Here is a 23,209-nt window from a genome sequence, read left to right as displayed (position 1 = left end):
ATCCTTGACTTCCCAGCGCCGACGCTTAATGCAAAGCGTAACCTTCTGATTGCGAATGGGAAAATCTTGGACGTAAATCTCGGGCAGGAAGCCTTTGGATTCTAACTTTTGGTCTTTGTATTCGGAAGGAGGGAGATTTTTTTCTTCCAGATAGATGTGCAGGCCTGTTAAGCCTTCAACGATTTTAGAAAGTTCGAAATAATCGGGGGCGCCTAGCCGAGGATGTCCTCAGGTAACAGGAAGCGGACTAGGGATAAATAGGACTCGCGGTCCGCCGCCGCGGTGCAATGCGCTCAATATGGATTCATCGCAAAACAAATAGATTTTTCGCCGCCCCACAAGTTTTAGGACTGATCCGGAATTTTTGCATTTTTTGATATGATCTGAAAAACAAAAATGCCCGCAAATCATTGATTTACAGGCATTTTGTTTGACTTTGAACTTATTTCAAGGGAGGGAGACGGGTCTCGAACCCGCGACCTCTAGAACCACAATCTAGCGCTCTAACCGACTGAGCTACAACCTCCGTTTTAGCTTCTCGTTGCAGGGAAACCCCGTTTCGAGAGCACAAAATTAGGAAAAGGTTTGCAGCTTGCAAGACATTTTTACAAAAAATTTACAAACCACAAACCCCTCCGCAAGCCGAAGCCTAATTATTTAGCCGCAGTGTACAGTGCGTCAGCCGCTTTCCAGTCAACTACATTCCAGTATGCGTCGATGTAGTCGGGGCGCTTGTTTTGGTATTTCAGGTAGTATGCGTGTTCCCACACGTCCAGGCCGATCACCGGTGTGCCTTTTACTTCGGCGATGTCCATCAATGGATTGTCCTGGTTAGGAGTTGAAGTGATGGCGATTTCTCCGCCTTCTTTCACGATCAGCCATGCCCAGCCCGATCCGAAACGGCCGATGGAAGCTTTTTTGAACTCGTCTTTGAAAGCAGCAAAGGAACCGAATTTCGCGGTGATGGCTTCGCCCAATTTGCCGGTTGGCTCGCCGCCGCCGCTTGCCGACAGTGATTTCCAGAAGAAAGTGTGGTTCCAGTGACCGCCGCCATTGTTGCGTACAGGCGCAGGAGCCTTGCTGATGCCAGCCAGTAATTGTTCTATGGTTTTGCCTTCCAGCTCAGTGCCTGCTACTGCTGCATTCAGATTAGTAACATATGCCTGGTGGTGACGGTCGTGATGTATCTCCATGGTCAATGCATCGAAGTGCGGTTCCAGTGCATTGTTTGCGTAAGGTAAGGGATCAAGTGTAAATGCCATTTCAGTGTAGTTTATGATTGAAAAAAATGCTTTAACAGTTGGCTAACAGCAGAAAACCGCTTTATGTTCTTAATTGCCTGAAAAATTTGAGCAGAAGCTGCTGCGATTCGGCTGCCATAATGCCGGTTACAAACTTTGTTTTGGGGTGTAAAAGTGGCTGGCCTATCAGCGAGAATCCTCGTTTCTCATCGGGCGCTCCTACGACAACCCTTTTGATCTGGGTCCAGTAAAGTGCTCCCGCACACATCACACAAGGCTCCAGTGTTACATAAAGCGTACAATCGGACAGATACTTCGAGCCCAGATGGTCGGCGGCCGCTGTAATGGCGATCATTTCGGCATGGGCGGTTACGTCGTGGAGCCGCTCCGTTTGGTTGTAGCCCTTGCCGATGATCCGGTCTTTGGCCACGACCAGCGCACCGACGGGAATCTCACCTTCCTCGTATGCTTTATGCGCCAGGCCGAGCGCCTCTTCCATAAAGTAATGATCCATGATGTCTGCCTGAATATTCATGCGGGTAAAGGTGATATGAAAAAGCGGGACATTTACTGCTCAGCAATAAATGTCCCGCTAAATGGATTGAGTTTTATCAGGGCTTCATGACACGCTGCACTGTTGTCAGATTGCCGTTTTGGATTCTTAATAAATACAGTCCGGACGGATAGGTGCTGAAGTTAACCTCTGTTTTTTTCTGCTTGATGGCCTGAATCGAGTGGGAACGGCCATTGAGGTCGATTACTTCAACACTGGCCTGTTTTGGCGAAATAGTACCGGTTATCTCTACGGTAGATTTGTCCTGGATAACAGTCGGATACACTTTCGCCCAGTCCGCAGGCGCAGGGGGTTCTACACCAAGGATCGGGTCCACCTGTACCCGCGCGGTACCGACGCCATTTCCGTTGCCACATGCGTTAGAAACACTCGTAATGGCATAAGTGGTGGTGGTTTTGGGAGACAACTTGAAGGTGTAAGGACTTGAATTCGCTGTGATGAGCGTGTCCTTTGTGCCGTTGTTCAGGCTGAACTTCCATGGCGATTTACCCGTGATCTCGGCTTTTAGTTCCGCACTTTCACCCACGAGGATTGTTTGAGTACCCGTTAATGTCGCAACCGGCAGCGGGCTCACGTTGATCGTGATCGAGCTTACGCTCCCCTTCACCGTAAAGTCCGGATTGGTACCTGAACTGACCACACGCACGAAATAGGTGCCGCCCTTGGTGGTATCCGGGAATGTCGCGGTTACCACGTTCGAGGAAGCGACGGATGGGATCGTCACAAATTTGCTATCGCTATTCTCCGTTGCTACCTGGGCCTTGAAGGTATTACCGGCCGGGAAATCACCCGACTGCTGGAAGGGTATATTGAAAGCCTTACCCGCGCAAACTTCCGATACGGAGGGGCTTCCCGAGTTAATGGTAGGAACTTTAACCGTCACCAGAGCGCTGCCGATAGGGAGGCCTTTGCCGCATGCATTGGAAACCTCGGTAACCAGATAGCTGGTGGTCGTACTTGGTTTTACAGTAACCTGATGGTTGGCCTGGTCGGTGGTGTCGGTGAGGCCATTGGACAGAACGTAGATCCATGGACCATCGCCGGTAAACTTGATATTAATCGTGGCAGACTGTCCTAAGTCAACGATGGAGTTCCCTGAAATCGTTGCGGATGGCAGTGACTTAATATGGATCTTGATTTCCTCTTTCGGACTTTCGCACCCATTCGATCCCGTTTGAGTCACATAGAAGGAATAGTCTTGTACTTTCTCCGTAAATGGTACGAACGGAACACCCTGCCAATCTGTACCACCAGCCTCACGGTACCATTTCAGCACAGTTCCGGTTGCGTCGAGTACCGGAGCCACTTCATTCTGGCAATATTCAAGATAGGTTTTGGTGGCAGGTTTCGGTGTCGTGTTGATTTTGACATCGATTTTTGCACGGTCGCTTGTACAGCCTTCCAATGTCTGTGCTACATAGAACGATGTAGTACCTCCTTCGGCGGTAGAAGGGGTTGGTGCTGCCGGGCTCGACGTTCCCCCTGTTGCATTGGTACCAAACCAATCCAATGCAGCATTAGCCACCGGTGTAGCCTTCAATGGTTCCGCTGCGACAAACTGGCAATACTCGATCAAAGCCTGGGCAATGGCGGGCAAGCCAGGCAATGGTTTTACGCGTACTTTCTGAGGTACTCTTGCTGCACTTTCGCAGCCTTTGTTTGTCAATTGCGTCACGTAATAAGTGGTTTCTCCGGAGTTCTTCAGGTTAATGGAAGGTGTGCTTGCACTGGGTGTTCCACCGGTGGCAGTGGTATACCAGTTCAGGGTATTGCCAGAGCCCGCCTGGGTCGGGAATGTGTAGTTTTTATCGGTGCGTTCCTGGCAGAAAGCCTCCGATAGTGCGCTGACGCTGGCAGGTGTCGCATTGACCACCACGTCCAATTTCGCACGAGGGCTCTCGCAGGATAAGCTTCCATAAGTATTAGACTGCGTGACGTAGTAAGAAGTGGTACCAACGGTTGTAGTGGTTGGAGTGGGTGCGGTTGCCGAGCCTGTTCCGCCGGTTGCGGCGTTGTACCATTTGTAAACACCTCCGGATGGAATCAAGGCTACCGGTGTTTGCCCAATGCAATAGTTAACCGGTGTTACTACAGTTGGGGCGAGAGGAGTATCCTTTATCACCACATCGATTTTAGCGCGGGGGCCCTCGCAAAGACCAGCAGCAGTCTGGCTGACATAATAGCTGGTTGTGCCTACTGTTGTTGTTACAGGAACAGGAGCAGATGCCAGCGCCGCGCCTCCCGTGGCAGCCGTGTACCATTTAAGCGATGTCCCAGTGGCAGTCAACGGGGCTGCTGACGAGTTCTGGCATAGGTTTAGTGTCGCCGCAACTGTCGGTAGCGCAGAAAGGTTTTTAACTACAACCTTTATTTCAGCCCTTTCACTTTCACAACCATTCAATGTCTGTGTTACATAATAGCTTTTTGTACCTACCGCATTCGTAGTGGGTGTAGGCGCGGTTGCCGAGCCTGTTCCGCCGGACGCAGCAGCGTACCATTTCAATGCAGTTCCGGTAGCGGTAAGAGGCGTTGCAGTGGAATTCAGGCAATACTCCTCGTCAGATACGCCGGGAGCGTCTGTTTTGTTGATCGTAACTTTGATTTCCGCCCGAGCACTTTCGCAGGCTCCGACGGTTTGACTCACAAAATAGCTTGTAACCCCCGCGGATGCGCTGGATGGTTTAGGTGCAGTAGCGGATCCTGTTCCTCCTGATGAGGCAGCATACCATTTCAGGTTAGACCCTGTTGCTGTAAGCGTTGCTGTCGCTGCTCCGATACAATAGGAGACATTAGCAACACCCGGTGCAGCCGGTGGTGTACAAGCACTCACAGTCACTGTAATTTGTGCTCTTGGGCTTTCACATCCGCCCACTGTTTGAGATACAAAATAATTGGTTGTTCCGGGAGTGGCGGTAGATGGCGTAGGTGCTGTTGCAGAACTCGCGCCGCCCGTTGCGGCAGCATACCATTTCAGGGCAGTTCCCATTGCGGTCAATGGTGTTGCAGCGTCACCGACTGTGTATGATTTGTTAGCCACCGTTGGTGCGGCCGGTGGTGTACATGCGGTAACCGTCACGACAATTTCCGCTCTTGCGCTTTCACATCCACCTACTGTTTGGGATACAAAATAACTTTTGGTTCCTGCGGCAGCCGTGGATGGAGTAGGTGCTGTTGCAGATCCTGTTCCTCCGGAAGCAGCGTCATACCATTTCAGTCCTGCACCGGTAGCGGTCAACGGGGTAGCGGCGTCTCCTACGGTGTATGATTTGTTAGCCACTGTTGGTGCGGCCGGTGGTGTACATGCGGTAACCGTCACGACAATTTCCGCTCTTGCGCTTTCACATCCACCCACTGTTTGGGATACAAAATAACTTTTGGTTCCTGCGGCAGCCGTGGATGGAGTAGGTGCTGTTGCAGATCCTGTTCCTCCGGAAGCAGCGTCATACCATTTCAGTCCTGCACCGGTAGCGGTCAACGGGGTAGCGGCGTCTCCTACGGTGTATGATTTGTTAGCCACTGTTGGTGCGGCCGGTGGTGTACATGCGGTAACCGTCACGACAATTTCCGCTCTTGCGCTTTCACATCCACCCACTGTTTGAGATACAAAATAGCTGGTAGTTCCGGCTGTCGTAGTCGACGGAGTTGGGGCGGTAGGCGAACCGGCGCCTCCTCCTGATGCTGCCGTGTACCACAACAAGCCCGCTCCCGTAGCGGTGAGGGGTGTTGCAGCGTCACCAACGGTATAGGATTTATTGGCAACTGTTGGCGCAGCCGGTGGTGTACAGGCAGCGACTATGACGTCGATTTTGGCTCTTGTACTTTCGCAGCCGGTAACTGTCTGAGATACATAATGGCTGATAGTTCCGGCAGCAGTGGTCGTTGGGATCGGCGCCGTGGGTGATCCTGAACCTCCCGACGGACCTGTATACCAAAGTAACCCGGTATTGGGCGTCGCCGATAGCGCTGTTGGGGTGTCACCTTGTATGTAGTTTACCGGTGTTACAACCGTTGGCGCGGCGGGAACAGCGTTAATGGTCAATGCCGCGCTCTCTGAGCCTGTAGTAACAGGCGCTGCCACCAAAACCGAGACAACACGTATTTTGTATGCCGAACCTGCTGCAGTACCTGCGGGAATAGTCGCACTAATAGGAGATGCAGCTGCATTGCCGATATTGACTGGGGTACCAAATGCACCACTTGCGTCAGATAGTTGTGCAATAAAACTGGTTAGCGGGGCAACCGTACCAGTTGTGGTGAATGCCACGGAAACATCGCTGCCTGCGCAAATGGGAGTCGGGGTGATTGCCCCGGTGGTAATGGCTGTTTGTCCGAATGAAGATGCCAGGCTGAATACCGTGACGAGAATGGCTAATAAACTTTCTTTAATAAATGTCCTTTTCATGTATCTGTCTAAATATCTTTCCGCTAACCTTTTGACTGGTAAAGTTAGAGATATTTTTCAAATACGCTGAAGGTGATTTACGGAAGCTGACTTTTCCGTTGGATCAATGAACTGTATACGACATCATGGATTTTTCTCCGAGTCCGCTGCGTAGTAATGGCTGTATTTTCTGCATCCGGATTGACGCGATTGGAAAGGAATACGAATACCAGGTCTTCTTCCGGGTCTATCCACACCATCGTGCCGGTGAAACCCGTGTGCCCGAAAGAGTTAACGGAAGCCTGAGGCGAGACGTATGAACTATTGCCGTCTGCCGGTGCTTTATCCCATCCCAATCCACGGTGGTGCGATTCGTCATACATCCGGGAAAAAAACGGAACGGTCGCCTGCTCGTAATATCTGCGACCGGCATAAGTACCTTTCCAGAGGTTCATTTGAAGCAATACCGCCAGGTCTCGGGCTGTGCCGAATAAGCCGGCATGTCCGGAAATGCCGCCTACGATGGCTGCCATCTGGTCGTGTACGGTACCTTGCAGAAGCTGTCCCCGAAAGCGGTAGTCTTGCTCAGTCGGAGCGATCTGTTTCTCCGGAAATCGGCGTAAGGGATTGAATCCCAGGCAACTCAGTCCTAGCGGCTCGTAAATGTTGGCTGCTACGAAAATGTCCAGCGACTGGCCTGTTACCTTTTCCACGATTTTCTGTAATGTCAGAAAGCCAAGATCACTGTAAAGGTAGCCGTAGTTGCCCGCGCGGTCTCGGCGATTATTCATGGGCGATTGCACGACCCATTTCCAGACCGAATCGCGCAATGCGCCTCTTGCGAAAAGCTTAGGAGCGACCTGCAGATAGTAAGCGGTATCCTGCTTGGAACTGTAATACTCTGGCAGCAGACCACCTGCGCTGGTTTTAGTCCGGTCCCAAAGCGAGGGGTAAAACGATATCAGTCCGGATCGGTGCATGAGCAGGTCGCGAATGGTGAAATTCTGCTTGCTCGTCCCGGTAAGTTCGGGCAGGTATTTGGATGCTTTTTCATCCAGATCGATCTGCTTGCGGTCGTACAGCATCATCACTGCCTGCAGGGTGGCCGACACTTTGGTGAGCGATGCCAGATCGTAGATCGTTTCCGGGGTCACGCGGTCATTGGTCCGGTAACTCAGCCCGCCAAATTGTTTTTCATAGATGATCTTCCCTTGTCTGGCCACAAGAACTTCGCAGCCAGGAAACACATGGTCGTTGACAGCCGCATTAGCGATTTCGTCAATTTTTTTGAGGGTCGTACCATCCATACCGACACTCTCGGCCGTCCCGAAAGCGATGCGATTGATTGTGGTGGTATTGATACCGGTTCCCGGCTTATAGGAAAGTACCGAAACAGGAAGCAGCCCGTGTGAGCCCAGCGCACCGAAGATAATCTGAGGCACAATCTCCTGCTGATCCTTTCCGTCCTGGCTGGCGCAGATCAGTACATCCGTTTCGGGAAAAAACTGAATGCTGTAAGGAGTTCCAAACAGGCAAAGAATGACCTTTTTATTTTGCTGTTTCAGTTGATTCACAAAATCCACCATGCCGGAAGTAATGCCATAATTCCTGCCCGGGCGGGAACTGATGCCATGCACGTCGACGATTACCGTGTTGTAAGGTTCTAGATAGCCCAGCATCTCCGTAATCTGCTCCTGCGACGAAGGACCATCATAAAATGTGTAGGCACGCGTAGGTTTGTAGGTCGACAGCATTTTCTGGAATGCCATGCTGCTGCCTTCGCCCATGCTCACACTGGCCAGGTTATTGTCCAGCACAGATCCGATAGGGATCAGGTTGTTATTATTTCTGACAACGGTCACCGAAGCCTCGCACAGCTCCCGGTAGAGTTCCCGGCTCTTTTCGCTGTTCAGGTCGGTGTATAAATTATTGATTTCAATGGGTTTGTATTGGTTCAGTCCAGCCCAGTATTTAGCCTGGAGAATACGTTTCACTTTGTCATCGATGATCTTTTCGCTGATCACTCTCTGATTGATTGCCTCCTTGATTCGGGTAATAGTTTCTGCAATGCTTTCAGGATACAGCAGCACATCGTTACCGGCAATCAGTGCTTTCAGGTTAACATCGGCTGCCTTGCCGGTTTTAAGCACGCCGCGCATATTCATGGCGTCTGTAAAAACGAGTCCCCGGAAGCCTAACTCTTTACGCAACAATCCTGTCACAACTTTTTCGGAGAGGGAACTGGCCTGGTTGGGCGTATTGTCGAGCGCCGGGATGTAGAGGTGTGCATTCAAAACCCCCATCAGACTGTCGGCGATCATCTCGCGGTAGGGGTACAGATCAGACTCCGTCAGTTGTTCGACAGAATGCGTCAGGACCGGCAATGTAAAATGAGAGTCGGCATCGGTATCGCCATGTCCGGGAAAGTGCTTGGCAGTGGCGATCACTCTGTTCCGCTGAAGACCTTTCATGTAAGCAATAGCCTTACGGGTAACATTCTCCCGGTCCTCGCCAAACGAACGTATACCGATTACCGGATTGGCCGGATTGCTATTCAGGTCCGCAACGGGTGCGAAGTTGATCTGGATACCGAGGCGCTTGCATTGTCTCGCAATATCGCCGCCCATCCGGTAAATCAGCTGATTATCCTGGATTGAACCCAGCACCATTTGTTTGGGAAAGGAAATCGTGCTGTCGAGCCGCATGCCCAGGCCCCATTCGCCATCGATCCCGATGAAAAGCGGAATGTTGGAATGCGATTGGTAGCGGTTGGTTAGTTGTGCCTGACCCACCGGGCCACCCTGGAAGAATATCAGTCCGCCGATCTGGTAATCATTGATCAGCTTATCGATGTATTTGTAATGAGATTCGTCGCGGTTGGAAAAAGTAGCGACCATAAACAGCTGTCCGATCTTCTGTTCTATCGTCAGTGATTTCAAAGTGCTGTCCACCCATTCATTTTCAGGAAGCACAATCACCGGATCACGACGCTTTTTGGGTGCTTTTGGAGCTTTTTTCCGGATAGCCGGGACTTCTGATTTGACCGGTATTGTTTTAACAGCAATCATCTTCCAGGCAACGGATGCCACGGAGGTCAGTACTACCAACGCCACGATTATTACAACAACACGAAACCGGCCGAACCACCAATTTTTCATACCTGGAAACACTGATTTTAACGAGGGAATGTTAGGTTGTTTAACTTGGACATTGCATATCCTGGATTGTCAAAAGTTACAATAGTAACAATTTTTCCTTGCTTTAGGTCCTGAAAAATAGCGTTTTAATGCAATTCTAATATTTGCCTTGCCGAATATCGTTTTGGCAACTACGTCGGTTAGACAACCGGGTCACTGCGTCAGTTTCTTAAAAATATCTTCCAGTGAACTGCCCGTTTCCCGAAGTTCCTCAATAGAGCTATCGCTCACGACCTTTCCTTTACTTATAATGATGACGCGGTCGCACAACGCCTCTACCTCCTGCATGATATGGGTGGAGAAGAGGACGGTCTTGTTCTTTCCCGCTGTCCGGATCACTTCGCGGATTTCCTGGATCTGGTTTGGGTCGAGGCCGGTTGTGGGTTCATCGAGGATCAATACATCCGGGTTATGCAAAAACGATTGCGCCAAGCCGACGCGCTGGCGGTATCCTTTTGATAGCTGCCCGATTTTTTTACGCCTTTCGGGTTCCAGCCCACACATCGCGATCACTTCATCTATCCGTGCTTTCAATGCAGTTCCGCTCATTCCGTAGAGCTTCCCGGAGAAAGCCAGAAACTCGCTCACGTACATGTCCAGGTACAATGGATTATGCTCAGGCAGGTAGCCGATGGACCTGCGAGCAGGCATAGGCTCGCGCGTCACATCAAAATCCGAGACTTTGGCTACACCATCCGTAGGTTTGAGATAGCCGGTCAGGATTTTCATGGTAGTGGATTTCCCTGCGCCGTTGGGGCCCAGAAAACCCACGATCTCCCCCTTTTTGAGGGCAAATGAAATCCCGTCGACCGCACGCTGCGTTCCGTAAACCTTGGTCAGATTGGTGACTTCGATCATATTTTAATTTTGAATGACTGAGTGAGCTGCCCGGGAACAGTGAATGAAGGACAATTCCTGACTCAATGACTATCCCTGACACCTTTATACTTTCAGGAACAATTTATTTCTGTAAAGTAAATACATAAATACCCATTGTACGGCAATGAATGCGATTACTTCGCCCACTGCTTCTGCGCCATGCGGGAAATAGCTCAGTAATCCGCCGAACAATGCGCGGGCTGTGTAGCCGAAATCAATAAAGCGGCCCACCATATAAATCACAATCGAATTCATGCCTATTACCACAAAAAACAGAGTCCACTTCCGGTAATTGAGCACATCGACGATCCAGTAGAATAACGCGAGCAGCAATGTACTGAATCCACCGGCGCAAAGAACAAAAGAGCTGGTCCAGAGATTTTTGTTAATAGGGAAAAAGTAATCCCAGACCAGGCAAACCAACAGGCTGACGATTCCTGCAAATACCAGGTAAGTCACCTTACTTTTTTGCGAGAGGACTTCGCCGCTGGTACGGAGTAATTCGCCGGCAAATATGCCCATGAGCCCGGTTGCAATGGCAGGGATGGTCGAGACAAGTCCCTCAGGGTCGTGGATCGTGAGGTGCAGGCGGCCGGGAATGATCATTTTGTCGATGTAGCTGGCGGGGTTGCAGTCGATCGTCAGCAGACCTGCGCCGCAGCCCGGCACAGGATAGAACATCATGAACAAATAATAGCCGATCAACAGCCCACCAAACCAGATCCACCGTGCGCGGAACCCGAAATAGAGGTAAATAATCTGCGCGAACATGCCTGCGAGACCGATTCGTGCGAGGACGCTTGGGTAACGCATGTGAGACCATTCGGTTTCGAACAGGCCGTTGTTATAGACGATGCCTAAAATCACAAGGATAATACCCCGTTGAATGACCTTGCGAATCAGCTGCGACGGTGGAACTCCCTTTTCGAGGCGGCTCCCAAGCGAGAAAGGCGTTGATACGCCCGCCATGAAGAGGAATGTAGGAAAAATGAGGTCGTAGGCTCGGAAACCATTCCAATCGGGGTGTGTAAACTGATGGGCCAGCATAATTGCCCACGACCAGCCGGTGACTTTGGCGAGCACATGAAAAATCTCTTCGCCTCCCGAAATCCAGAACATATCAAAACCTCGCAATGTATCCAGGGACAACAACCTTTGTGAAGGAGCACTATCTTTCATCTGATAAACTAGGGTGTAGGAGAATAAAATTTGGGAAATAGAATAGAGTTTGAAATAAAACCAATAGCAACTACTGTAAAGATTGCAAAAAATACCATCCGTGCTTTCGGGTAAAACTATATTTATTTGAATAAGCCTATAAGTCTCGTGGATAATGAAAAATCGGGGATATATATATTGGTTGATCGAAACACCGTTATAAGCATCGAATTTTTAACCCATCATCACCCCATGAAAAAAATCCTGATGCTGTTTTTCGCCCTCGGCCTGTTGCTGGGCGGTTTCGCTACTTCCGATTCATTCGGACAGTCGCACCGTAGCGACGGCCGCCGTAGCGACGGTCGCCGTGACGAGGCCTATCAGAACGACGATACTGTTGCCAAGAGCAAGCTCAACAACCGGCGGCTCGAAAAGAACATGGATAAGTACGCCGATCAGCTTCAACTCAGTAAGCGGCAGCAGAAGCAGCTCAAAAAGATCGACCGGCGTTATGCAAGAATGGAAAGGAAAATGAAACGTCGCGGCGATAACAAACGTAGCGACCGCAAACGCCTGGCCGAAGAAAAGCGGCTGGAAGTAATCGAGGTGCTAACACCAGACCAGCAACAGACGCTGGAAGCATTGTCGAAGAAGGGGAGGTTTAGCTTTGATCAGCTGTTTGGAAGATAAATCGGTAGTGAATCCGTGAATGTGATGAATGCCGGTTACTTACTGGACCATTCCTGACAACACCCGACCCATTACTTCAACCGCTCCAACCAACCCTCAATCGTCGGCCCCGAAAGATCGAACAGCAGGCCTGGCAAAATGCCGATGAGAATTGTCAGGATCACTAACGGAATGAGCATAGCGGTTTCACGCCGTGACAGATCCGTGAGAACCTGTGTCGTGCCGTTTTTGTACCAGAACGAGCTGAAAAACATGCGCTGGTAGGTCCAGAGGAAGTAGCCGGCCGCCAGCACAATACCGAGCGTGGATATGGCCGGGATCCAGACGGGCAGGGCGTCGGACTGAAATGCGCCCATGAGCGTGAACAATTCACCCACGAACCCCGAGAAGCCCGGAAGCCCCAAAGAGGCGAAGAATGCGATACCGGTAACGACCGTGTATTGCGGCATTACACTGATGAGCCCGCGGTAATGGTCGATACGACGGTCGTGCGTGCGGTCGTAGAGAACGCCGGTGAGCAGGAAGAGCATTGCCGATAATATTCCGTGGCTAACCATTTGGTAAATGGCACCATTGAAACCTTCGGGTGTGAAAGCAGCAATACCAAGCAGCACGAAACCCATGTGCGAAACCGACGAGTAGGCGATCATCTTTTTCAGGTCGCTTTGACCCAATGCATTGAAACCGCCGTAGACGATAGAAATCATCCCGAGAATGGCCAGCGGAATGGCGCTGTACAAAGCTTCGGCGGGGAAAAAGCCGTCGACGATCCGGATGAAGCCGTAACCCCCGATTTTCAGCAAAATACCTGCGAGCACGACCGAAATAGGCGTAGGCGCTTCCACGTGCGCGTCGGGCAGCCACGTATGCACGGGTACGACGGGCAGTTTGACGGCGAAACCGATAAACAGGAACCAGAATGCCAGCAGCCTTAACGGAATGTCGGCAATAAAGAACTCGGAAGCTGCGCTCAGAATGGAGCCGGGAATGTAGTTGCTGGCATCCGCGAGGTAATTGAAACGGAATGTGTGGATCAACTGCTCGGGGGCAATTTTACCATCGAAAAGCCATTGCTGGATCTGCGGGATCATGTCGGGATGGACCGCATCCTCGGGCCCGATCAGGCCTACCATACGAGCGGTTTCCACCGGGTCGATCACGGAGAGGTACAGACCGATCATCACGATCAGGATCAGCAATGAGCCGAGGAATGTGTAAATAAAGAATTTCAATGCCGCATATTCCCGCCGCGGACCGCCCCAGAGGCCGATGAGGAAGTACATCGGCAGGAGCATGAATTCGAAGAACAGATAAAACAGGAAGAAATCCTGCGCCAGAAAACAACCCATAACACTGCCGCTCAGCAGCAGGTATAATGCAAAATATGCTCTGGATTTGTGATTGACATTCCATGAACTTACCACACCTACCAAAAGCACCACCACAGCCAGCAATACGAGCGGAAAACTAATGCCGTCCACCGCCAGTGCATAATCGATAGACACGACGCCCAGTGAGCCGATCGGTAAGGTGATCCAGTCCCTTACTTCGGAAAGTTGTAGCGAGGCCTCCTGGCTATTGAATGAGAAGTAGGAAGTAGCCGTCACAAGCACTTCCAGCAGTAATGCTATGAGGGCAATGAGGCGGAAATTATCCTGGCGGTCGACCGGCCAGAATGCGATGGCCGCGGCACCCAGTAATGGTATGGCAATTAAGAAGGTGAGTATATGATCAATCATCAAGCTTTAATTTAACCGACTCTGCTGCATCAAATCGCAACCAGCCACAATATCAATAAAAAGACGCCCATTACGGCCACAATGTAATACGATTGTATCCGGCCGCCCTGCATGTTACGCGCAGCCTGGCCGGCCGAGCGGATCGAGAAAACGGTGAGGTGTACGGCACCGTCGACAAAGATCCTGTCGAACCAGGCAATGAGATGTCCGGCCACCAGGCTGCCTTTGCCTACCAGATCGACGAGGGCATCGACAATATTTTTTTCGAAGAGTTTGAGGTACTTCGTAATAAAATCGAAGGGAATAATGAAGTAATGTTCGTTGGAATAACCGCGTAGCCAGGCAAATGGGCTTTGGGCAGGCTCTCCGGCCGGAATCGGGTCGTTCACGTTGAACGGATTTGCGGCCCCGGTTTCCCGGTAGGCCAGGAAAATCGAAACGAATGTAACGGCACTTGCCACAAACGGTACCCACACCAGATGTTCGCCATGCCCCTGTCCGATCCAATGGAGAAACCAGCCCGCTGCATCGAACGGATTAAACGAAAACCAGAAAAACAGCGATAACGCAGCAAGTAATGCCATTGGCAACCACATGGCCACGGGCGATTCGTGCGGATGCACAGCTGCCGGGAATCTTTTTTCTCCAAAAAATACCAGCCAAACCTGGCGTGTCATATAAAATGCGGTTAATCCGGCCGATAAGATGATCAGTACCGGGAATAAGTAGCCTAACACCCCAAATTCCGCAGCCCAGAGGAAGCCTTCGGTGATAATAGCGTCTTTGGAAAGAAATCCCGAAAAGAAAGGAAGCCCAGATAATGCAGCCGCACAAACCGAGAAGCATATGAATGTGATCGGCAATGCTTTGCGCAAGCCGCCCATCGTGCGCATATCCTGCGGGTCGAAGCCTGCCTGATCTTCGTGCGGCGTCACCGCGTGGATTACCGAACCTGCCGAAAGAAAAAGGCCGGCTTTGAAGAATGCATGCGTCGCCAGGTGGAACAATGCAGTTTGCCAGCTTCCGAAGCCTACCGCCATCACCATGAGGCCGAGCTGCGACATCGTGGAATAAGCCAGCACCTTTTTGATATCCCAACCCTTTAATGCTTTTACGGCCCCGGCAACCATCGTAATGGCTCCGATTACGAGGATAACCATTCGGGCGTCGAACGTAAGCAGGAAGGAAATTCTTGCTAAAAGAAAAATACCCGCCGCAACCATGGTCGCAGCGTGGATCAATGCGGAAACGGGCGTGGGACCTTCCATAGCATCCGGCAACCAGCCCGACAGCGGAAACTGCGCCGATTTACCGACACAACCCCCGAAAAGGCAAATGCCGATGGCCGTCAGAATACCCGGGTAGATGGTTCCGATTTCAAGTGAAAGCACTTCAAAGTCCGTAGAGCCGATATAGTAGAAGAGCATTAAAATACCCGTCAGAAAGGCGGCGTCACCGATGCGGTTGAGTACAAATGCCTTCTGTGCTGCCCAGACAGGTCTTTTTTTAGTATACCAAAAACCAATCAGCAGGTAGGACGACAGCCCCACAAGCTCCCAGAAAATGTACATCACCAGCAGGTTGCCGGCAAGCACAATCCCGAGCATCGAAAAAAGGAAGAGCTGAATGAATGCAAAATAGCGGTTCACATTGCGGTCGTCGTGCATGTAGGCGGTCGAGTACAGCTGCACGAGCAATGCCACAAAATGCACGATGGCGAGCATCATGACCGAAAGTGTATCGAACCGAAAGGAGAGTTCTATGACATGACTGCCGATCGTAAGCCATTCAAAACGAAGCGTATGCACTGCGCCCGCATCGGCGTGCAAGAGGCTGATAACCAACCCCGCAGCGGTAGCCAGTGTTCCGATCCAGCCAGCAAATTTATTTAGACTTTTTCCACCTAGCCACAGCAACAAAAAGCAGGAAAACGGCAAGCCCAACAGCAGATAAGCAGGCAAATGGAATGCAGTATCGGGCATAAGGTGGGAATTCGATTAATTTCGGCAAATATCCTGAATTCGCGGCCGAATTCAAACAATGCTACATGTCTTTCTCAATATCGTCGATCTTCACCGAGCCGTGGACAATTTCCAGGAGTTCGCGCAGGTCGTACGTGGAGCGGTTATACGTATTGCCGAGCACGATGATCACCGCGTCGTCTTCCGGGCACACCCATAACATGGTATTGTACCCTTTCCACCAGCCGCCGTGGTAGATAAACCGGGGCGTATGGTCGTCCTTGATGTGCATCCGGAAGCCGTAGCCGTAGTTGCGGATGCCATCGCGCTCGAAGCTGCGGGGTTTGAATGCCTCATTGAGCAGGTTCTTTTCGATGATCAGGCCCTTGGTAAGGCCGTTATAGAACCGGTAAATATCCAGGGTGGTCGAATAAAGTCCTTTATCGCCAACGACTTCATCATAATAATCCTTTTCCAGTTTGCGGCCGTACTGATGGCCGTCCGTCCGGTTTTTCGTCGCTGCGATGGTCGTATCCGTGACCAGGTAGGTGTTTTGCATGCCCAGCGGCGTGAAAATCTGGCTGTTCAGGTAGTTACCAAACGAATCGCCGGTTACCTTTTCGACGATCGCGGCGAGGACGCAGTAATTGGTATTGCAATAATTGAACGACCTGCCCGGGCGGTTATATGGTTGCGGGGTAGGGACGACCTTGGCGTACCAGTCGAGGATATCGAGATTGTCGGGATATTTCCTGCCGTGGCGGACGCTGTCGTTGAATGAGTAAATGTAGTTGGGAAGTCCGCTGCGGTGGCTGAGCAGCATGTCTACCTTCACGCCGTGGTAGGGAAAATCAGGGAAAAAGCGCTGTACCGAGTCATCGAGCGCTACTCTGCCTTCCTGGATCAGTTTCAAAACTGCAACGGCGGTAAATGGCTTGGACAGCGATGCCAGCTGGAAACGGGAGTCGGCTGTGAGCGTGTCCTTCGCCCTCATATGCGAGAACCCGAAGGAATTTTGGTAAAGTATTTTGCCTTTCTGGACCACCAGCACATTGCCGTTGAAGCCCGCCCTCCGTTTACGGTTGAATATCTCTTCGATTTTGGCGATTTTCTCCGCCATTTTGGCATCAGGATTCGTCACCGGGACGGGATCGAGGTTCTTATTCGATTTGCCGGTCACGGCCACATCCGGGGAATCTCGGTTGTTTTTTCTGACTAATCCCCAGGAAATCAACAAAATAATCAGGACAGCAGCTGCCGTCCACCACACTTTCGGCTGCACTTTTTTCAACATAGGCTTTTGGCCTTTAATATTCAGAACGTTGACATGCTAACGACGTGTCGCAAGCATTTTTTACACTTTACCAATACAAATTAAGCGCAGAAAGGCTTATGGAACTAGTACTTTCAGATGTTCTTTTCGACCATTCTTTACGTATACTACAAAATAAATGCCAGCAGGCAGCGGGTTAAAAGGAAGAAGCCTGATGCGCCCGCTGCCGTCATCTTCCCGGCGGAATGGTACCGGTGTGCCCGATGCATTGTGCAAAGTGAAGATTGCATTGCGGCTGGCGGGAGCCTTTACGGTGATCGTTTCAGGGGATACCGGATTGGGCGTGATGTAAATGCCGGGGAAATGTTCATTTAAAACAGAAATCGGTTTACAGGTGGTAAAGTGGGCATTTTTATCTACCATTTTTAACCTGTAATAATTATTGTCCGGCAATGCGGATGAATCTATGAATGCATAAGCGGTCCGTCCAATGGTTTCTCCGGATGCGTCGACGGTTCCTATCGCAGAGAATGCCCTCATATCGCTGCTCCTTTCGATCACAAACTCCTTACTATCCTTTTCCCAGGCGGTTTCCCATTCCAAAGTGATCTGTCCGTTTTCGGGTCTCCCCTTGAAATAACCGATATCGACCGGAAGCACAATTGCAAGAACATTGCCATTCACCGAAATCTCATCAAACCACAATGTCCCGTAAATGTCCACCGAATTGTAGGCGTAAATCCTGACAGTGAAAGTATTGCTTGAAAGGTTGTTAAAATTAACCGGAATGTTGTAGGTATTGAATGTGCCATTGTTGCTGATTACAAATGTATTCAGATCGGTTGTGAAGCCATCCATGCTCGTTCGGACTTTGACACTGTTCGGCCCGTTAGGCGAACGGCGGAGGCGAAAGCCGATGGAGGTAATTTGATATTTGAATGAATTGGCCGTAAATGTGAACTCCATGTAGCGTGAGGGCGAAAAAGCCACTGGCCACGGCCTGATAATGTAGCCCACCACCACTGCGCCGCCACCACCGCTGTAAACAGTAGGTAATGTAAATGTGTTGGGTCCGCCCGAAAGAATAGCGCTAGCGGCAGTGAAATTGGCATGGTCCGAAACACCTGCCTGGGTGTAATCCATCGTCCATTTAACGTGGAATGGCTCCTGCGCACGAGCGTTGAAAACAAAAAGCAGTACCGCGGCCGTGGCCACAATACCGCTTTGAAAAAATGGACTGTTCCTTTTCATGTGCGTGTTGTTTAAAATAAAACTTACACTAACTGCTTTACTCTTTACGTAAAGCCATGAAAAAGGTAACGGCTTGTAGAATTAAAATTCTGCGCTTTTTGGATAACGCGGGAACGGGATCACGTCGCGGATGTTGCCCATGCCGGTTACGAACTGCACGAGGCGCTCGAAGCCGAGCCCGAAGCCTGAATGCGGCGCGGTACCGAACTTGCGGGTTTCGAGGTACCACCACAGGTTTTCAGGGTCGATACCGATTTCTTTCACGCGCCCGAGCAGTTTTTCGTAGTTCTCCTCACGCTGGCTGCCGCCGATGATTTCGCCGATACCCGGGAACAACACGTCCATGGCGCGCACCGTCTTTCCATCCTCGTCGAGTTTCATGTAGAATGACTTGATCTCGCGCGGATAGTTGGTCAGGATCACCGGTTTTTTGAAATGCTTTTCTACCAGGTAACGCTCGTGCTCGCTCGACAAGTCGATGCCCCAGCCCGTCACCGGGAACTGGAATTTGCCTTCTTTCTGCGGCTTCGATTTCAAAAGAATCTCGATCGCTTCGGTATAAGTCAAACGTTCGAACGGATTGTCGACGACAAATGCCAGTTTTTCCAGCAATGGCAGCGAGCGCTCGTTTTGCGGTTTGTTCTTTTCTTCTTCCGTCAGGCGGTTTTGGAGGAAATTGAGGTCGTCTTTGCAGTTGATCAATGCATAAGTAATCACTTTTTTCACAAAATCCTCTGCCAGGTCCATATTGTCTTTCAGTTCGAAAAACGCCATTTCCGGCTCGATCATCCAGAATTCCGCGAGGTGGCGGGTAGTATTGGAGTTTTCTGCACGGAACGTCGGTCCGAAAGTATAGATCTTCGAAAGCGCCATCGCGCCCAACTCGCCTTCCAGCTGGCCCGAAACGGTCAGGTTAGCCTCGCGACCGAAAAAATCTTCTTTAAAATTGATCGCCCCTTCCTCGGTACGCGGCAGGTTGTTCAGGTCTAATGTCGTGACGCGGAACATTTCGCCCGCACCTTCGGCGTCGGAAGCTGTGATAACCGGCGTGTGCAGGTAGAAAAAGCCGTTGTCATTGAAATACTGATGCACCGCGAACGCCAGTGCGTGGCGGATACGCAGGATCGCGCTGAACGTATTCGTACGTGGGCGCAGGTGAGCGATTTCGCGCAGGAATTCGAGTGAATGCTTTTTCGGTTGCAACGGATATTCCTCAGGATCAGCCGTTCCGTACACTTCGATGTCGGTGATTTTTACCTCCACCGTTTGCCCCGAACCTTGTGATTCGACGAGCTCTCCGGTTACTTTAAGGCACGACCCGGTGGTTACTGTCAACAGCAATTCGGCAGAAAACTGACCGGGTTCAGCCACTGCCTGGATATTATGTATGGTCGATCCGTCATTCAACGCGATAAAAATCGCGTTTTTGCTTTCTCTTTTTGTTCTTACCCAGCCCTTTACGACAACCGATTGGTTTTCAGGCGCAGTTTGTAAAATTTCTTTGATTTGCAACGGTCCCATTTTTTCAATTCAATCTTTAAAATGTCAGCCGGGAAATGCCCGGTTTTTTACGAATGAGGCGCAAAATTACAAATTCAGGTTCGAAAACCTATTGTGGGTACGCAACTTACTTTTCTGTGGAACCCAATCATTGTACAGTCTGGTTTTCAGGTTAATTTTGCCCGTATCATCTGATTAAAGACCTGTTGTTTTGAATAATCGAATTGCCATCCTATTATCGGTCGTTTTCCACCCGCTGATACTTACGACATACCTGTTTGCATTGCTCTTTATGCTCTCGCCCGACCTCGTGGGCGTCAGCGCATTCGAATTGCCTGCGCTGGGAAGCCTGCTGCTGCTGCTTTGGCTGAATACCTTCATTGCACCGGCGATCATGATGTTTTATTTTAAAAAGATGGGCATGATCACCTCACTGTACGTGGAAGAAGCCGCCGAGCGCCGCATTCCCTACCTGGCCTGCGTGATCATTTACGGCCTTGCGACCTATCTTTTCGGCTGGCAGCTGCAACCGATCGGCGAGCTGGCGCCGCAGATCTCCGTTATTCTCGCCAGCGTGACGCTATCGCTCGCATTGATCGCTATGGTCAGCTATTTCTGGAAAATCAGCGCGCATGCGACGGGCATCGGCGGTACGATCGGTATGCTCTCCGGCCTGATGATCCGTTTCGACGAAACGGCATTACTTATGCCGCTCTTGCTGACGATCCTCATCGGAGGCTGGCTCATGAGCGCACGCCTGCAACTGAACGCGCACACGCCGTCGCAGATCCTCGCCGGCGTATTTTGTGGACTTTCCGTCAGTAGCGCGACCGTTTATTTCTTCTTTTGATACAAAACACTTCACGGCATGTATCAAAACCTGATTTTCGAAAACCGCGACGGCGTCGCCCGCATCACGCTCAACCGCCCCGATGTCTTTCACGCACTAAACCCCGCGCTCATCGCCGAGATCACAAAAGCCGTCCAAACCGCGGCAGACGACGATTCTGTCCGCGTCGTGCTACTCACCGCCACAGGAGAGAAGGCATTCTGTTCCGGCGCCGACCTGAAAGAAGCAACAACTTCGGGCATGAGTGCCGGCGAAATACTCAGGGACTACTACGAACCGATGATCACCGCCATCCGCGACATTCCGAAGCCAGTGGTATGCCGGATGAATGGCCTGGCTGTTGGTGCCGGTTGCTCACTGGCGCTGGCCTGTGACATGGTAATCGCCGCCGAAGACACTTATCTCAGCCTCGCATTTGTCCAGATCGGCCTGATGCCCGATGCCGGTGCAACTTTCTTTCTGCCACGGCTGATCGGCCTTGCCCGCAGTTTCGAGCTGGCCTCTATCGGTCGGCGTATAAAGGCTGCCGAAGCGCAGCAAATGGGCCTCATTACAAAAGTCGTGGTCCGCGAAGTGCTCGATGAAGAAACCGAGCAAATCATATCCTACTACCGCCACGCCCCGACGCTGGCCATCGGCGCTATGAAGCATGCATTCAACCAATCGATGCATTCGAACCTGCCGCAGATGCTGGAAAACGAGCGGGAAAGTCAGGAAATGCTGTTTGGTACGCGGGATTTACGAGAAGGAATCTCTGCATTTTTGGAAAAAAGAAAGCCTGATTTTCAGGGGAAATAGCTGTTTTTAGCAAAATTTTTGCTAAATTTCTTTACCAGAATTTGCGACTGCGAAATTCAGTCCCTACATTTGCAGTCCAATTCGGAAACGGTTGCGTAGCTCAATTGGATAGAGCACCTGACTACGGATCAGGAGGTTTGGGGTTCGAATCCCTACGTGACCACTTAGTTCAATAACAAGAGACACCAAAAGCCTGTAAATCAACGATTTGCAGGCTTTTTTCTTTGCTCTAAAATGCCAAAATATGCATGTTTTGCCAAAATTCTGGTGAGCATCTGGTGAGCAGCAGTTTTGATAAAAAAGTGCTCACCAGAATGCCTGTAACTCACTTGATTTCAGCATGTTCAAGCATTAAACATCTTGATTTTCTGACGGTCGCAATCCTAGTTTTATTATTCATTAAAACCAGATTGCTATGTTCATAGACAGTTTCTCTGTGCTCTTTTACCTGAAAAGAAGGAGCAATTATGTTTCAGGAGATCTCCCATTTACCTACGGATAACCGCCAGCGGCCATCGCATCGAATTAGCAACAAAGAGGACCTGCGAGCCCGAAAAGTGGAATTCTGCGGCAGGCCGCAAAAGCGGAACCAAAGAGGATACACGGCAGCTCAATGCTTACTTGGACACCCTGCAGTCCAAAGTGTATGAAATACATCGTCAACTGATCGCCGCCGAACAGGAAGTGACCGTCGAGACAATCAAGGCAAAATTAACTGGCCAGTCAGAAAAAAGGACGAAGTTCCTTCAAGAGTTTGAAAAGCATAATAATCGACTCATCGAACTGAAAGATCAGGAATATGCAAAGGGTACGATTCTGCGGTATGCCGCTTCGTACAAGCACGCGAGAGAATTCATCTCTTGGAAGTACGGCAGCGCAGATATCGAGATACAGAAGCTCAACTATGAATTTATCGCAGATTTCGAATTCTGGCTTAAATCCAACAAAAAGTGCGGCCATAATACGACAATGCGGTACATAGCCTATTGTAAGAAGATTGTATTAAGCTTAATAAAACTCGGACTCTTACAAAAAGACCCTTTCTTCGGTTTCAAAATCCGGAAAAAGGAAGTGAATCGCGCTGCACTCACAGAGAAAGAGCTGAAAACTATCGATTCAAAGAAATTTCCGTCAGCGCGCCTTACCCAGGTGCGAGACATTTTTCTGTTTAGTTGCTACACCGGCTTGGCATACGTGGATGTGCAGAAGCTGTCACGATCCGATATCAAGACAGGGCAGGATGGCGAACAATGGGTAATAATCAATAGACAAAAGACCGATTCACAGTCTCGCGTTCTGTTGCTTCCAGCAGCGCTAAAAATTTTAGCGAAATATGAGAAGGACACGCAGGGCGATGCAATTGGGAAGCTACTGCCCGTCCTGAGTAACCAGAAGATGAACGCATATTTAAAGGAAATTGCAGATGTCTGTGGCATTGACCGCAACATCTCGTTTCATATAGCCCGCCACACGTTCGCAACAACGGTCACTCTTTCGAATGGCGTCCCCATCGAGAGTGTTTCTAAAATGCTCGGCCATTCGAACATAAGAACGGCCCAGATTTACGCTAAGATCGTAGATAGCAAAATCTCGGGCGACATGCGAAAGTTAAAGAAACGGTATTCGTAGATCTGTGATAACGCTCAGCAAACATGCAAACGGGTGGCCGACACTTTCCCCAATTCATTAAAAAGCACTGCATAGACGTTCGTCCATG

General features: G+C 50.4%; 16 protein-coding genes and 2 tRNA genes. 5 read left to right on the top strand and 13 right to left on the bottom strand.

The annotated features are described in order from the left end of the window. The 8 genes from BP71_RS32310 to BP71_RS32275 form a co-directional block, all read right to left on the bottom strand. Positions 1 to 150 (bottom strand): ISAon1 family transposase N-terminal region protein (locus BP71_RS32310; protein ID WP_496385773.1); only part of this gene is annotated, 150 nt, incomplete at its 3' end. Positions 151 to 451: 301 nt separating this feature from the next. Continuing rightward, positions 452 to 527: transfer RNA gene (locus BP71_RS32305), tRNA-His, on the bottom strand. Between the two features lie 126 nt (positions 528 to 653). Beyond that, on the bottom strand, positions 654 to 1,262 hold the full coding sequence (locus BP71_RS32300; protein ID WP_496385768.1) for a superoxide dismutase: 609 nt from the start codon (positions 1,260 to 1,262) through the stop codon (positions 654 to 656). A gap of 61 nt (positions 1,263 to 1,323) precedes the next feature. Continuing rightward, positions 1,324 to 1,776 carry a nucleoside deaminase gene (locus BP71_RS32295; RefSeq protein ID WP_496385767.1) on the bottom strand — a complete coding sequence of 151 codons (453 nt, stop codon included), beginning with the start codon at positions 1,774 to 1,776 and terminating at the stop codon, positions 1,324 to 1,326. 76 nt (positions 1,777 to 1,852) lie between these two features. After that, entirely contained in the window at positions 1,853 to 6,217 is a 4,365-nt protein-coding gene (locus tag BP71_RS32290; protein ID WP_496385766.1) for an Ig-like domain-containing protein, read from the bottom strand. Positions 6,218 to 6,294: 77 nt separating this feature from the next. Beyond that, positions 6,295 to 9,354 carry a serine hydrolase domain-containing protein gene (locus BP71_RS32285; RefSeq protein ID WP_496385765.1) on the bottom strand — a complete coding sequence of 1,020 codons (3,060 nt, stop codon included), beginning with the start codon at positions 9,352 to 9,354 and terminating at the stop codon, positions 6,295 to 6,297. 192 nt (positions 9,355 to 9,546) lie between these two features. After that, positions 9,547 to 10,251, bottom strand: coding sequence for an ATP-binding cassette domain-containing protein (locus BP71_RS32280; RefSeq protein ID WP_496385764.1), 705 nt, complete (start codon positions 10,249 to 10,251; stop codon positions 9,547 to 9,549). Positions 10,252 to 10,335: 84 nt separating this feature from the next. After that, positions 10,336 to 11,451, bottom strand: a complete 1,116-nt coding sequence (locus BP71_RS32275) for an acyltransferase family protein (RefSeq protein WP_496385763.1) — start codon at positions 11,449 to 11,451, stop codon at positions 10,336 to 10,338. A gap of 231 nt (positions 11,452 to 11,682) precedes the next feature. Between BP71_RS32275 and BP71_RS32270 the strand changes: the two genes are divergently transcribed. After that, complete coding sequence (locus BP71_RS32270) at positions 11,683 to 12,120, top strand: hypothetical protein (protein WP_496385761.1); 438 nt, start codon at positions 11,683 to 11,685, stop codon at positions 12,118 to 12,120. 71 nt (positions 12,121 to 12,191) lie between these two features. Here the strand turns inward: BP71_RS32270 and BP71_RS32265 are convergent, their stop codons facing one another. The 5 genes from BP71_RS32265 to asnS all read right to left on the bottom strand — a co-directional run bounded on the left by BP71_RS32265 (position 12,192) and on the right by asnS (position 19,865). Next, positions 12,192 to 13,859 (bottom strand): complex I subunit 4 family protein, encoded by a 1,668-nt coding sequence (locus tag BP71_RS32265; RefSeq protein WP_496385760.1) that lies wholly within the window; start codon positions 13,857 to 13,859, stop codon positions 12,192 to 12,194. 29 nt (positions 13,860 to 13,888) lie between these two features. Next, positions 13,889 to 15,841, bottom strand: a complete 1,953-nt coding sequence (nuoL, locus tag BP71_RS32260) for an NADH-quinone oxidoreductase subunit L (protein ID WP_496385759.1) — start codon at positions 15,839 to 15,841, stop codon at positions 13,889 to 13,891. Positions 15,842 to 15,902: 61 nt separating this feature from the next. Beyond that, positions 15,903 to 17,114, bottom strand: coding sequence for a serine hydrolase domain-containing protein (locus BP71_RS32255; protein WP_496385758.1), 1,212 nt, complete (start codon positions 17,112 to 17,114; stop codon positions 15,903 to 15,905). A 96-nt stretch (positions 17,115 to 17,210) separates the two neighbouring features. Continuing rightward, on the bottom strand, positions 17,211 to 18,344 hold the full coding sequence (locus BP71_RS32250) for a T9SS type A sorting domain-containing protein (protein WP_496385757.1): 1,134 nt from the start codon (positions 18,342 to 18,344) through the stop codon (positions 17,211 to 17,213). 81 nt (positions 18,345 to 18,425) lie between these two features. Next, the gene (gene asnS, locus BP71_RS32245) at positions 18,426 to 19,865 is read right to left on the bottom strand and encodes an asparagine--tRNA ligase (RefSeq protein ID WP_496385756.1); all 1,440 of its coding nucleotides are present in this window, start codon (positions 19,863 to 19,865) and stop codon (positions 18,426 to 18,428) included. 190 nt (positions 19,866 to 20,055) lie between these two features. Here asnS and BP71_RS32240 point away from each other — a divergent pair, with 190 nt between their 5' ends. The 4 genes from BP71_RS32240 (at position 20,056) to BP71_RS32225 (ending at position 23,121) form a co-directional block, all read left to right on the top strand. Then, complete coding sequence (locus BP71_RS32240; RefSeq protein ID WP_496385755.1) at positions 20,056 to 20,694, top strand: hypothetical protein; 639 nt, start codon at positions 20,056 to 20,058, stop codon at positions 20,692 to 20,694. Positions 20,695 to 20,712: 18 nt separating this feature from the next. Next, on the top strand, positions 20,713 to 21,492 hold the full coding sequence (locus BP71_RS32235) for an enoyl-CoA hydratase/isomerase family protein (RefSeq protein WP_496385754.1): 780 nt from the start codon (positions 20,713 to 20,715) through the stop codon (positions 21,490 to 21,492). Between the two features lie 89 nt (positions 21,493 to 21,581). After that, positions 21,582 to 21,655, top strand: a tRNA-Arg gene (locus tag BP71_RS32230). 323 nt (positions 21,656 to 21,978) lie between these two features. Beyond that, a complete protein-coding gene (locus BP71_RS32225) occupies positions 21,979 to 23,121 on the top strand; it encodes a site-specific integrase (RefSeq protein ID WP_496385772.1) in 1,143 nt (380 codons plus the stop codon). Positions 23,122 to 23,209 lie beyond the last annotated feature (88 nt).

It is taken from the genome of Dyadobacter ginsengisoli DSM 21015 (assembly GCF_059568735.1).
Note: the sequence above shows the minus strand (reverse complement) of the source record. Positions and strands in the feature narration are given on the sequence as shown.